Annotated in this window: 12 protein-coding genes; 10 read left to right on the forward strand and 2 right to left on the reverse strand. The window is 59.3% G+C overall.

The window, feature by feature from the left end; translation table 11 throughout:
• Positions 1-42: 42 nt before the first annotated feature.
• Together prpF and prpD are read left to right on the forward strand one after the other, a co-directional pair.
• The gene (gene prpF / locus ACZ0AZ_RS17940) at positions 43-1,233 is read left to right on the forward strand and encodes a 2-methylaconitate cis-trans isomerase PrpF (protein ID WP_463537823.1); all 1,191 of its coding nucleotides are present in this window, start codon (positions 43-45) and stop codon (positions 1,231-1,233) included.
• A gap of 186 nt (positions 1,234-1,419) precedes the next feature.
• A complete protein-coding gene (gene prpD / locus ACZ0AZ_RS17945; RefSeq protein ID WP_463537824.1) occupies positions 1,420-2,904 on the forward strand; it encodes a 2-methylcitrate dehydratase in 1,485 nt (494 codons plus the stop codon).
• A gap of 266 nt (positions 2,905-3,170) precedes the next feature.
• Here the strand turns inward: prpD and ppsR are convergent, their stop codons facing one another.
• A complete protein-coding gene (ppsR, locus tag ACZ0AZ_RS17950; protein ID WP_016773826.1) occupies positions 3,171-3,989 on the reverse strand; it encodes a posphoenolpyruvate synthetase regulatory kinase/phosphorylase PpsR in 819 nt (272 codons plus the stop codon).
• 174 nt (positions 3,990-4,163) lie between these two features.
• On the opposite strand from ppsR, the gene ppsA reads away from it, so the two are divergent.
• The 8 genes from ppsA to ACZ0AZ_RS17990 all read left to right on the forward strand — a co-directional run bounded on the left by ppsA (position 4,164) and on the right by ACZ0AZ_RS17990 (position 12,391).
• On the forward strand, positions 4,164-6,533 hold the full coding sequence (ppsA, locus tag ACZ0AZ_RS17955; protein ID WP_039762994.1) for a phosphoenolpyruvate synthase: 2,370 nt from the start codon (positions 4,164-4,166) through the stop codon (positions 6,531-6,533).
• 186 nt (positions 6,534-6,719) lie between these two features.
• Entirely contained in the window at positions 6,720-7,709 is a 990-nt protein-coding gene (locus ACZ0AZ_RS17960) for an alpha/beta fold hydrolase (RefSeq protein WP_129999198.1), read from the forward strand.
• A 211-nt stretch (positions 7,710-7,920) separates the two neighbouring features.
• Positions 7,921-8,412: a ribonuclease E activity regulator RraA gene (gene rraA / locus ACZ0AZ_RS17965; protein ID WP_039762996.1), complete on the forward strand. Its 492-nt coding sequence runs from the start codon at positions 7,921-7,923 to the stop codon at positions 8,410-8,412.
• A gap of 21 nt (positions 8,413-8,433) precedes the next feature.
• Complete coding sequence (locus ACZ0AZ_RS17970; RefSeq protein ID WP_463537825.1) at positions 8,434-9,429, forward strand: zinc transporter ZntB; 996 nt, start codon at positions 8,434-8,436, stop codon at positions 9,427-9,429.
• A gap of 63 nt (positions 9,430-9,492) precedes the next feature.
• Positions 9,493-9,741 carry a hypothetical protein gene (locus ACZ0AZ_RS17975; RefSeq protein ID WP_003223293.1) on the forward strand — a complete coding sequence of 83 codons (249 nt, stop codon included), beginning with the start codon at positions 9,493-9,495 and terminating at the stop codon, positions 9,739-9,741.
• A gap of 2 nt (positions 9,742-9,743) precedes the next feature.
• Positions 9,744-10,568, forward strand: coding sequence for a mechanosensitive ion channel family protein (locus ACZ0AZ_RS17980; protein ID WP_016773831.1), 825 nt, complete (start codon positions 9,744-9,746; stop codon positions 10,566-10,568).
• Between the two features lie 90 nt (positions 10,569-10,658).
• On the forward strand, positions 10,659-11,249 hold the full coding sequence (gene sigX / locus ACZ0AZ_RS17985; protein ID WP_016773832.1) for an RNA polymerase sigma factor SigX: 591 nt from the start codon (positions 10,659-10,661) through the stop codon (positions 11,247-11,249).
• Positions 11,250-11,356: 107 nt separating this feature from the next.
• A complete protein-coding gene (locus ACZ0AZ_RS17990; RefSeq protein WP_016773833.1) occupies positions 11,357-12,391 on the forward strand; it encodes an OmpA family protein in 1,035 nt (344 codons plus the stop codon).
• A gap of 69 nt (positions 12,392-12,460) precedes the next feature.
• Here the strand turns inward: ACZ0AZ_RS17990 and cobA are convergent, their stop codons facing one another.
• Positions 12,461-13,231: a uroporphyrinogen-III C-methyltransferase gene (gene cobA / locus ACZ0AZ_RS17995; protein ID WP_463537826.1), complete on the reverse strand. Its 771-nt coding sequence runs from the start codon at positions 13,229-13,231 to the stop codon at positions 12,461-12,463.
• Between the last annotated feature and the right edge of the window lie 9 nt (positions 13,232-13,240).

The following is a 13,240-nucleotide window of genomic DNA, read 5'->3' on the forward strand; positions in this document are numbered from 1 at the left end:
GGGCATGGGATTTCAAGTCCCATGCTTTCGGTAAGGAGCAATATGGCTCACGCACCACAAATCAAGATCCCCGCCACCTACATGCGCGGCGGCACCAGCAAAGGCGTGTTCTTCAGCCTCACGGATCTGCCCGAAGCCGCGCAGGTTCCAGGCCCGGCCCGCGATGCTTTATTGCTGCGGGTGATCGGCAGCCCCGACCCGTACGACAAGCAGATCGACGGCATGGGCGGCGCGACGTCGAGCACCAGCAAAACCGTGATCCTGTCGAAAAGCACCCGTGCCGATCACGACGTCGACTACCTGTTCGGGCAGGTCTCGATCGACAAGCCGTTCGTGGACTGGAGCGGCAATTGCGGCAACCTCTCGGCCGCGGTCGGTTCGTTCGCCATCAGCAACGGTCTGGTCGACGCCAGCCGCATCCCGGACAACGGTGTTGCGGTGGTGCGCGTGTGGCAGGCCAACATCGGCAAAACGATTATTGCCCACGTGCCGATCACCGATGGCGAAGTGCAGGAAACCGGTGATTTCGAGCTCGACGGCGTGACCTTTCCGGCGGCCGAAGTGCAGGTCGAATTCATGGATCCGGCGGCGGAAGAAGAGGGCGGTGGTGGCTCGATGTTCCCCACCGGCAATCTGGTCGATGAACTCGAGGTTCCGGGTGTCGGCACGTTCAAGGCGACCATGATCAACGCCGGGATCCCGACGATCTTCGTCAACGCCGAAGACATCGGCTACACCGGCACCGAACTCCAGGGCGCGATCAACGGCGATCCAAAAGCGCTGCTGATGTTCGAGACCATTCGCGCCTACGGTGCGTTGCGCATGGGCCTGATCGCCAATCTGGTAGAAGCCGCCAAGCGGCAGCACACGCCGAAAGTCGCATTCGTCGCCAAGCCTGCGGATTACGTGGCGTCGAGTGGTAAAGCGATCGCTGCTGGTGATGTGGACCTGCTGGTGCGCGCGTTGTCGATGGGCAAGCTGCACCACGCAATGATGGGCACGGCCGCAGTGGCGATCGGCACGGCGGCAGCTATTTCCGGGACGTTGGTCAATCTTGCGGCGGGGGGCGTTGAACGCAATGCGGTGCGTTTCGGGCATCCGTCCGGGACGTTGCGCGTGGGCGCTGAGGCGACGCTGGAGAATGGCGAGTGGATGGTGAAAAAAGCCATCATGAGCCGCAGTGCGCGGGTGCTCATGGAAGGTTACGTCCGCGTGCCCGGTGATTGCTTTTAAGCAACAGCAGTATCCTTGTGGGAGCGAGCCTGCTCGCGAAAGCGATGCATCAGACATGCAAATGTTGACTGACACTCAGCCTTCGCGAGCAGGCTCGCTCCCACTGTGGATTGCATTTCAATCATAAGAAATCGTTAGCCCTGAACCGAGGTCCCATCAACGAACCACTTCACGAGTGAATCGAACATGAGCGCCAACGTCGACCTGAACAATCGCCCCGATTACGACGCAGTCCTGCAGGACATCGCCGACTACGTCCTCACCTTCAAGCCCGACTCCGCCGAGGCGCTGGACACCGCGCGCAATTGCCTGATCGACACGCTGGGCTGCGGCTTGCTAGCCCTGCGTTTCCCCGAATGCACGAAACACCTTGGCCCGCTCGTCGAGGGCACGGTTGTACCGTTCGGTGCACGAGTGCCGGGCACCAGTTATCGTCTCGACCCGGTCAAAGCCGCCTGGGACATCGGCTGCATCGTCCGCTGGCTCGACTACAACGACACCTGGCTCGCCGCCGAATGGGGCCATCCGTCGGACAACCTCGGCGCCATCCTCGCCGTTGCCGATCACCTGTCACAGAAACGCGTCGCCAACGGTGAGGCGCCGCTGACGGTCCGCGATGTGCTGGAAGCAATGATCATGGCCCATGAGATCCAAGGCGTGATCGCCCTGGAAAACTCTTTCAACCGGGTAGGACTCGATCACGTCATTTTGGTGAAAGTCGCCTCGACTGCCGTCAGCGCCCGACTGATGGGCGCCAATCGCGAGCAGCTGCTGTCGGCGCTGTCCCATGCCTTCGCCGACGGTCAGGCGCTGCGCACTTATCGCCATGCGCCGAATGCCGGCTCGCGCAAATCGTGGGCGGCGGGGGATGCGGCGAGTCGTGGTGTAAGGCTGACCGACATCGCCATGCGCGGCGAGATGGGCATTCCCGGTGTGTTGAGCGCGAAGCAGTGGGGCTTCTATGAGGTATCGTTCAGCCACACCAACAATGATCTGGCGGTGAAACCCGAGGGCAAGCGTGCCTTCAGCTTTTCCCGGCCGTTCGGCAGTTATGTGATGGAAAACGTGCTGTTCAAGATCAGCTTCCCCGCCGAATTCCATGCGCAGACCGCCTGCGAGGCGGCGGTGACCTTGCACCCGCTGGTGCGCAATCGCCTGCATGAGATCGACCGCATCGTCATTACCACCCATGAATCGGCGATCCGCATCATTTCCAAGGTCGGCCCGCTGGCGAACGCCGCCGACCGCGATCATTGCCTGCAATACATGACCGCCGTGCCGCTGGCTTTCGGCAATCTGATAGCCGAGCACTACGAAGACGACTTCCACAACGCGCACCCGATCATCGATGTGCTGCGCGAAAAAATGGTCATCGTCGAAGAACCGCGCTTCACCCGCGAATACCTTGAGCCCGACAAACGCTCGATTGCCAACGCCGTGCAGGTGTTTTTCAAGGACGGCAGCAGCACCGATAACGTGGTGGTGGAATACCCGATCGGCCATCGCCGCCGCCGCGCCGAGGGCATTCCGTTGCTGGAGGACAAGTTCAAGGCCAACCTGGCCACACGGTTTGCCGGCCAGCGTTGCGCGGAGATTTTTGCGCTGTGCGGGGATCAGGCGCGGCTGGAAGCCATAGCGGTGAATCGATTCATTGATCTATTTGTGATCTGACAGAGCGCGTTATCGTTCTTCGCCAGCAGGCTGGCTCCCACAGGGTTTCGTGATGAACACAGGAATTGTGAACGCCTTCAGCACCTGTAGGAGTGAGCCTGCTCGCGATAGCGGTGGGTCAGACACCATTGATGCTGAATGTGCCACCGCCTTCGCGGGCAAGCCCGCTCCCACAGGTTTTTCAGGCTGGTTGCAATGTTGTATCCACCACGAAACCCTGTGGGAGCGGGCTTGCCCGCGAAGGCGTCAGATCTGGCACCGCAAACCTACTTGAAACGCCGCTCAACGCCTTTTTCCACCAGAATCTTCGCCGAAATCTCTTCCACCGAGAAATGCGTGGAATTGATATGGGGAATGTTCTCGCGGCGGAACAGGTTTTCCACTTCGCGCACTTCGAACTCGCACTGGGCGTAGCTCGAATAACGGCTGTTGGGCTTGCGCTCATTGCGGATCGCGGTGAGGCGGTCGGGGTCGATGGTCAAGCCGAACAGCTTGTGCTGGTGGGCGCGCAGGGCGGTGGGCAGGGTCAGGCGTTCCATGTCGTCTTCGGTCAGCGGATAGTTGGCCGCGCGGATGCCGAACTGCATGGCCATGTACAGACACGTCGGCGTTTTGCCGCATCGCGACACGCCCACTAGTATCAGATCGGCTTTGTCGTAATAGTGGGTGCGCGCGCCGTCATCGTTGTCGAGGGCGAAGTTGACCGCCTCGATGCGCTCCATGTAATTGGAGTTGTGCCCGATGGAATGGGACTTGCCCACGGTATAGGAAGAATGCTCGGTGAGCTCCTGTTCGAGCGGCGCGAGGAAGGTCGAGAAAATGTCGATCATGAAACCATTGGACGTTGCGAGAATCTCACGAATGTCCTGATTGACGATGGTGTCGAAGATGATCGGCCGAAAGCCGTCGGTTTCAGCGGCTTTGTTGATTTGTTGTACCATGGCCCGCGCTTTTTCCACGCTGTCGATGTAAGGCCGCGTGAATTTGCTGAAGGTAATGTTTTCGAACTGCGCCAACAGGCTTTGACCCAGGGTTTCGGCGGTAATGCCGGTGCCATCGGAGATGAAGAAAGCAGATCGTTTCATTTGCACCTTGGGCCTTAAGCTAGTAACGAATCTTGGATATGATAGGCGCGATTTGCCGGCCGCCATTGGCCCGCATTCTCACTTATTTTCCAGGTCCAGGCCATACAACCGGCCAAGGCTCCCCCGGGCCGCCGGTTTCTGAGCTTTTCCAACACAGTTAGTGGAGAGATCACCTTGGTAGAGTACGTAGTTTCCCTCGATAAGCTCGGCAAACACGATGTTGAGCATGTGGGGGGCAAGAACGCATCCCTGGGCGAGATGATCAGTAACCTGGCAGGCGCCGGTGTTTCGGTCCCCGGCGGCTTCGCCACGACGGCTCAGGCCTATCGTGACTTCCTCGAACTGAGCGGCCTGAACGAGCAGATCCACAAGGCCCTCGACGCGCTCGACGTCGACGACGTCAATGCCCTGGCCAAGACCGGCGCGCAGATCCGTCAATGGATCATGGACGCCGAATTCCCTGAAAAGCTCAATACCGAGATCCGCACCGCGTTCGCTGCGCTGTCGGCCGGTAATCCTGATGTGGCCGTGGCCGTGCGGTCTTCCGCCACCGCCGAAGACTTGCCGGACGCGTCCTTCGCCGGTCAGCAGGAAACCTTCCTGAACATCCGTGGCGTGGAAAACGTTATCCGCGCCGCCAAAGAGGTGTTCGCTTCGCTGTTCAACGACCGTGCGATTTCCTACCGCGTGCACCAGGGCTTTGACCACAAACTGGTCGCCCTGTCGGCTGGTGTGCAGCGCATGGTGCGTTCGGAAACCGGCACTGCCGGCGTGATGTTCACCCTCGATACCGAATCGGGTTTCCGTGACGTGGTGTTCATCACCGGCGCTTACGGCCTGGGCGAAACCGTCGTACAAGGCGCGGTCAACCCGGATGAGTTTTACGTACACAAAGGCACGCTGGAAGCCGGTCGTCCGGCCATCCTGCGTCGCAATCTGGGCAGCAAAGCCATCAAGATGATCTACGGCGACGAGGCCAAGGCCGGTCGTTCGGTCAAGACTGTCGATGTCGACAAGGCCGAACGCGCGCGTTTCTGCCTGACCGACGCCGAAGTCAGCGAGCTGGCCAAGCAGGCGATGATCATCGAAAAACACTACGGCTGCCCGATGGACATCGAGTGGGCCAAGGACGGTGACGACGGCAAGCTGTACATCGTGCAAGCGCGTCCGGAAACCGTGAAAAGCCGCACCCAGGCCAACGTCATGGAGCGTTACCTGCTCAAGGAAACCGGCACCGTGCTGGTGGAAGGTCGGGCGATCGGCCAGCGCATCGGCGCCGGTAAAGTACGGATCATCAAAGACGTCTCGGAAATGGACAAAGTCCAGCCGGGCGATGTGCTGGTTTCCGACATGACCGACCCGGACTGGGAACCGGTCATGAAGCGCGCCAGCGCCATTGTCACCAACCGTGGCGGGCGTACCTGCCACGCGGCGATCATCGCCCGCGAGCTGGGCATTCCGGCCGTGGTTGGTTGCGGCAATGCCACCCAGCTGCTGAAGGATGGCCAGGGCGTGACCGTGTCCTGCGCCGAAGGCGACACCGGTTACATCTTCGAAGGCGAACTGGGCTTCGACATCAAGAAGAACTCCGTCGACGCCATGCCGGAGCTGCCGTTCAAGATCATGATGAACGTCGGCAACCCGGATCGCGCCTTCGACTTCGCCCAATTGCCGAACGCCGGCGTCGGTCTGGCGCGTCTGGAATTCATCATCAACCGCATGATCGGCGTGCACCCGAAAGCGCTGTTGAACTACGACGGCCTGCCGCAGGAAATCAAAGACAGCGTCGACAAGCGTATTGCCGGTTACAGCGACCCGGTCGACTTCTATGTCGACAAACTGGTCGAAGGCATCAGCACCCTGGCTGCCGCGTTCACGCCGAAAAAAGTCATCGTGCGTCTGTCGGACTTCAAGTCCAACGAATACGCCAACCTGATCGGCGGCAAGCTCTACGAGCCGGAAGAAGAAAACCCGATGCTGGGCTTCCGTGGCGCTTCGCGTTACATCAGCGAATCGTTCCGCGACTGCTTCGAACTCGAATGCCGCGCGCTGAAACGCGTGCGCAACGAGATGGGCCTGACCAACGTGGAAATCATGGTGCCGTTCGTCCGTACCCTCGGCGAAGCCAGCCAAGTGGTCGATCTGCTCGCCGAAAACGGCTTGAAGCGCGGCGAGAACGGTCTGCGCGTGATCATGATGTGCGAGCTGCCATCCAACGCGATTCTGGCTGAGGAATTCCTCGAATTCTTCGACGGTTTCTCGATTGGCTCCAACGACCTGACCCAACTGACTTTGGGTCTGGACCGTGACTCGGGGATCATCGCGCACCTGTTCGACGAGCGGAATCCGGCGGTGAAGAAGCTGTTGGCCAATGCCATTCAGGCCTGCAACAAGGCCGGCAAGTACATTGGCATCTGCGGTCAGGGTCCTTCCGACCACCCGGATCTGGCCAAGTGGCTGATGGAACAGGGCATCGAAAGCGTGTCGCTGAACCCGGATACCGTGCTGGAAACCTGGTTCTTCCTCGCCGAAGGTCAGGCTTGATCAGTATGTAATTGGCCCGCGCCCCATGTGGGAGCGAGCCTGCTCGCGAAGACGCAGCAACATTCACCCATGGATGTTGGCTGATACACCGCTTTCGCGAGCAGGCTCGCTCCCACATGGGCCGGGCCTTTAGATTGAAGTAGGGCGGGCTCCATCGGATGCCGCCCTTTTTTGTGCAAGAGCATTATGCAAAGCAGCAGCAACCTGTTTCCTGTCGCGCTGATCAGCGCCGAGCGGCGCGGCGATCTGAGCGAAGACGTCTATCGATTGAAACCCGGCAACAGCCCGGACTGGTCCGTGGAGATCGCCGTCACTCGCCTGGGCATGGCCGATGACAAGGCGCCACGCGGCGTGCCGGTGATTCTGTTGCACGGCAGCTTTTCCAATCGGCGCTTCTGGTTTTCCCCCAAAGGCCTCGGGCTCGGCGCGTATCTGACGCGGCTGGGCTTCGACGTGTGGATTCCGGAAATGCGCGGTCACGGCCTGTCCCAGCGCAACGAAGATTATCGGCGCAACCGTGTCGCCGACTACGCCCGTTACGACCTGCCGGCGATTGCCGCGTTCGTGCGTGAGCAGAGCGGGCAGATCCCGCATTGGATCGGCCATTCGCTGGGCGGCATCACCTTGGCAGCAGCGCTCGGTGGCGAATACCTTGGCGAACCGGCCGTGGCCTCGGCGGCGTTTTTCGGCACTCAGGTCAGTCGCACCTATTGGCCGTTGAAAATCCCACCGGTGGAGTGGGGCGGGCGCTTTATTCTCAAGCGTTTCGCGCAGTTGTCCGGCTCACGCCTCAAACGCGGTCCGGAAGACGAGCCGATCGGCCTGGCCATCGAAAGCATGCGCTGGTACGGCTTGTTTGGCCGCTTCGGCGACAAGGACAAGGACTGGTGGGCGGGGCTCGCCGAGGTTCAGGTGCCGGTGCTGGCCGTGACGGCAGCGGGCGATCATCAGGATCCGGCGTGGGCCTGCCGCAAGCTGTTCGAGCAGATCGGCTCCGAGCACAAGCAGTTCATCAATCTCGGCCGCGAGCAGGGCTTCTCGGATAATTTCGGTCATGTCGAAATGCTGGTGAGCAAAGCGGCGCAGGCTGAGGTATGGCCGCTGGTGGCGCGCTGGTTGAACGATCAGCAGGCGCCATTGCTGGCGCAGACGGCGGATCTGGCCGCTGCAGGGTGAGGGGCGTTCCGTTCAGCCTGGCTTGCGGCTAAGATATGACGCATTGTGCGGTTCCGGTCATATTTCGTGACTGTTTAGCGATAACGTTTCAGCCGCGGTTCAGGTTCGCTCAGCGACCATGGCATGGACTAAGGTAAACAGCGACCGCCGGAACTCGTCTCATCAGAATGCGGCATCCCTTGATCGTCTTCCTTGTTACAGGAGTTTTTCGATGGAACATTACCTTACGCCTGATCTGTGCGACGCCTATCCGGAGCTGGTACAGGTGCTGGAACCGATGTTCAGCAATTTCGGCGGCCGGGATTCCTTCGGCGGCGAAATCGTGACCATCAAGTGCTTCGAAGACAATTCGCTGGTCAAGGAACAAGCCGAGCTCAACGGCAAGGGCAAAGTGCTGGTGGTCGACGGTGGCGGCTCGCTGCGCCGCGCACTGCTGGGCGACATGATTGCCGCCAAGGCCGCGCAGAACGGTTGGGAAGGGCTGGTGATCTACGGTTGCATCCGTGACGTCGACGTCATTGCGCAGACCGATCTCGGCGTGCAGGCGCTGGCCAGTCACCCGATGAAAACCGACAAGCGCGGCATCGGCGACCTCAATGTTCCGGTGACCTTCGCCGGCGTGACGTTTCACCCCGGTCAGTACATTTATGCGGACAACAACGGCGTGATTGTTTCGCCGACTCCGCTGAAAATGCCTGAATAAGCTTTTCGACAAGGGATGCGGATGTTCGAGGAAGAAAACGCGCAATGGGGGCTGGTGCATGCCCTGGTGCTGGATGGCAAGGGCGGTGCGCGTTCGATAGCCCGGACTGAGCTCGACGATTTGCAGTTGCAGGCCCATGAAAGCCTGTGGCTGCACTGGGACCGCAGCCATCCGCAGACCCAGACCTGGCTGCGCAAGTCCAGCGGGCTCAATGAATTCACCTGCGATCTGCTGCTGGAAGAAAATACCCGGCCGCGTCTGTTGCCGTTGCCCGACTCCGAGCTGCTGTTGTTTTTGCGCGGGGTCAATCTCAACCCCGGCGCCGAGCCGGAAGACATGGTCTCGGTGCGGATCTTCGCTTCCGCTCAGCGGGTGATTTCCCTGCGTTTGCGTCCGTTGCGCGCCACGGATGAGCTGATGACGCTGCTTGGCGAGGGCAAAGGCCCGAAAACCTCCTCTGAATTGATGCTGTATCTGGCGCAGTTCCTCACCAATAAAGTGCAGGATCTGGTCACGTGTCTCTCGGAAGTGGTCGATGAAGAGGAAGAAAAACTCGATGCCGACGAACGGTATACACCCGAGCATGGCGCCATTTTGCACATCCGCCGTCGGGCAGCCGGGCTGAAGCGTTTTCTTGCGCCGCAGCGGGACATTTTCGGACAACTGACGCGGATAAAACTGCCTTGGTTCGTTGAAGACGACGCCGACTACTGGAACGAATTGAACAACAGCCTGACCCGTTATCTGGAAGAGCTCGAATTGACCCGAGAGCGCGTGGGGCTTGTGCTGGAGGCCGAAGACCGGCGTTTGAGCGTGCACATGAATCGCACCATGTACCGCTTCGGCATCATTACCTGCATCTTTTTGCCGATGAGTTTCATCACCGGTCTGCTGGGTATCAATGTCGGCGGGATTCCGTTCGCCGAGAGCCCGTATGGTTTCCTGATTGCCTGCATGACGGTACTCGCCCTGGCATTCGGCCAGTGGTGGTTGTTCCGTCGATTGCGCTGGGTGTGAACATGGCGCATGTGACCCGAGCAAATCTGCCCGCGTCTTTCACAGACATCACGAGAGGTGCGTATGCACGATCCGTTTGAACAGTCTTTGCGCGACATGCTCAACGCTTCGCCGTCCAGCCGCGACGACGATGCGTGCCTGGGCCGCGTACTCAAAACCGCCAACCGCCAGGTCGGCGCCGGCGATCTGTTCAGCCTGCTGGGCCGCTGGCTGCCCGCGCTGATGATCGCCCTGAACAATGGCTCGGCGCATGTCTCGCCGGTTTCCCGTCTCCGTAAAACCACTGCTCGCACTGCTGATAAGGCTGATTGAATATGGAACTTGATCTCTGGACTCAGAGCCTCGTCACTGCAATGACTGCGTTGTGGACCAAAGTCGCTAATTTCATTCCGAACCTGTTCGGCGCACTGGTTGTGCTGCTGTTGGGTTTCGTCGTGGCCAAACTGCTCGACACCTTGCTTTCCAAATTGCTCGCCAAACTGGGCCTCGATCGCCTGATGGGCGGCACCGGGTTGACCAAGTTGATGTCGCGCGCCGGGCTGCAGGTGCCGATCTCGACACTGATCGGTAAAATCGTTTATTGGTTCGTTCTGCTGATCTTTCTGGTTTCTGCGGCAGAATCCCTTGGCCTTGAGCGAGTTTCAGCTACGCTGGATATGCTGGCGTTGTATCTGCCGAAAGTATTCGGCGCCGCGCTGGTGTTGCTGGTCGGAGTCCTGCTGGCGCAACTGGCCAACGGGCTGGTGCGCGGCGCAGCAGAAGGCGTAGGCCTGGACTACGCTTCCGGGTTGGGGCGGATCGCGCAAGGGCTGGTGATCATCATCAGCATCTCGGTTGCGATCAGCCAGCTCGAGGTCAAGACTGACCTGCTGAACCATGTGATTGTCATCGTATTGATTACCGTTGGTCTGGCAGTTGCGCTGGCCATGGGTTTGGGAAGCCGGGAAATTGCCGGTCAGATTCTTGCGGGAATCTATGTGCGTGAGCTGTATGAGGTTGGGCAACAAGTGCGTGTTGGCGAGGTCGAAGGCCAGATCGAAGAGATCGGCACGGTTAAAACCACATTGCTGACCGATGAGGGTGAGCTAGTCTCTCTTTCCAATCGGATCCTGCTGGAACAGCATGTGAGTAGCCGCTAAACCGGCAAACCCTGCTAATGTATGCCGCCGCAAAATGCCAGCCGAGGCTGGTTGTGGCGGACATTGACCTGACTGTCGGCACGACTTGTTTTGAATAAAGCCCAACCGCTATCCACGCGCTACGACCCCCGCGAGCTCTCTGATGAGGAGTTGGTCGCGCGCTCGCATACCGAGCTGTTTCACGTAACGCGCGCCTACGAAGAGTTGATGCGGCGTTACCAGCGAACATTATTTAACGTCTGCGCGAGATATCTTGGGAACGATCGCGACGCAGACGATGTCTGTCAGGAAGTGATGCTGAAGGTGCTGTACGGCCTGAAGAACTTCGAGGGGAAATCGAAGTTCAAAACCTGGCTTTACAGCATCACTTACAACGAATGCATCACGCAGTATCGGAAGGAACGGCGTAAGCGTCGCTTGATGGACGCTCTCAGTCTGGACCCTCTTGAAGAAGCGTCTGAAGAAAAGGCGCCGAAGCCGGAGGAGAAGGGTGGGCTTGATCGCTGGCTGGTGTATGTGAATCCGATTGACCGCGAAATTCTGGTGCTACGATTTGTCGCAGAGCTGGAGTTTCAGGAGATCGCAGACATCATGCACATGGGTTTGAGTGCGACAAAAATGCGTTACAAACGCGCTCTAGATAAATTGCGTGAGAAATTTGCAGGCATTGCTGAAACTTAGTTCAGCGCAAATATCTCTTACGTGTAGGCAAGTTCTGATAGACTTGCCGCCGAGTTGTCCCCCGGTTTGCGGGACTGCTTCACAATCACCAGATGGGGATTTAACGGATGAAACTGAAAAACACCTTGGGCTTGGCCATTGGTTCTCTGATTGCCGCCACTTCGTTCGGCGCTCTGGCACAAGGCCAAGGCGCAGTTGAAATCGAAGGCTTCGCTAAGAAAGAACAATTCGACAGCGCTCGTAACTTCAAGAACAACGGCAACCTGTTCGGCGGTTCGATCGGTTACTTCCTGACCGACGACGTTGAACTGCGTCTGGGCTACGACGAAGTGCACAACGTACGTGCCGACGATGGCAAGAACGTCAAAGGCGCTAACACCGCTCTGGACGCTCTGTACCACTTCAACAACCCAGGCGACATGATTCGTCCATACGTTTCGGCCGGTTTCTCTGACCAGAGCATCGACCAGAACGGTTCGAACGGTCGTAACCGTTCCACCTTCGCCAACGTTGGCGGCGGTGCCAAGCTGTACTTCACCGAGAACTTCTACGCCCGTGCCGGCGTTGAAGCTCAGTACAACATCGACCAGGGCGACACCGAGTGGGCTCCTAGCGTCGGTATCGGTGTGAACTTCGGTGGCGGCTCCAAGCCAGCTGCTGCTCCAGTTCCAGCACCTGCTGAAGTCTGCTCCGACAGCGACAACGATGGCGTTTGCGACAACGTTGACAAGTGCCCGGACACCCCAGCCAACGTAACCGTTGACGCTGATGGCTGCCCAGCAGTTGCTGAAGTTGTTCGTGTTGAGCTGGACGTGAAATTCGACTTCGACAAGTCGGTAGTCAAGCCAAACAGCTACGGCGACATCAAAAACCTGGCTGACTTCATGAAGCAGTACCCATCCACCACCACTACTGTTGAAGGTCACACTGACTCCGTCGGTCCTGACGCTTACAACCAGAAACTGTCCGAGCGTCGTGCAAACGCCGTTAAGCAAGTTCTGACCAACCAGTACGGTGTTGAATCGTCCCGCGTTCAGTCTGTTGGCTACGGCGAATCCCGCCCAGTTGCTGACAACAAAACTGACGCTGGCCGCGCTGTAAACCGTCGCGTAGAAGCGCAGGTTGAAGCTCAAGCTAAGTAATTAGCTGCCGCTGATGGAAAAGCCCGGCTCAGGCCGGGCTTTTCTTTGTCTGCGATTTGGCTTTGACGCTTAAAGCGCCTGCACGTTGTACGCCGTCCCGGAGCTGCCGAAGGCTGCGATCTTTTGCTCTTGAGTAACAGCCGCCACCGCACCGATCACCAGAATCGCCGGGCTCTTCAATTCAAACGCCAATGCGTCCTCAGCCATCGCAGTCAAATCACTGCGACATTCACGCTGATGCGCCAACGAGGCGTTTTCGATCATCGCCACCGGCGTATCCGCCGCCATCCCTCCGGCCAGCAGCTGATCACGAATCTCGCCCAGCTTGGCCACGCCCATATAGATCACCAGCGTCGTCCCGCCTTGCGCCAGCGCCTGCCAGTTCAACTGGCTGTCATCCTGCGTGTGCGCAGTGACCAGCGTCACCCCGCGCGCCACGCCCCGCAACGTCAGCGGAATATCGCACTGGGTCGCCCCGGCCAGCCCGGCGGTAATGCCATTGACCAGTTCCACTTCAACACCGCGCTCGCGCAACCACTGCGCTTCTTCGCCACCGCGCCCGAAAATGCACGGATCGCCGCCCTTGAGCCGCACCACGCATTTGCCCTGGCGTGCGTAACGCAGCATCAGCCGATGAATGAATGCCTGCGGCGTCGAACGGCAGCCGCCGCGCTTGCCCACCGGGATCACCCGAGCAGCCGGGCAGTGCTCCAGCACCGCGTCGTTGACCAGATCATCGATCATCACCACATCGGCCTCGTGCAATGCGCGCACCGCTTTGAGCGTCAGCAGCTCCGGATCGCCGGGGCCTGCGCCCACCAGCCAGACTTTCGCATTCATGGTGTTGTC

Source organism: Pseudomonas sp. AC239 (assembly GCF_979258545.1).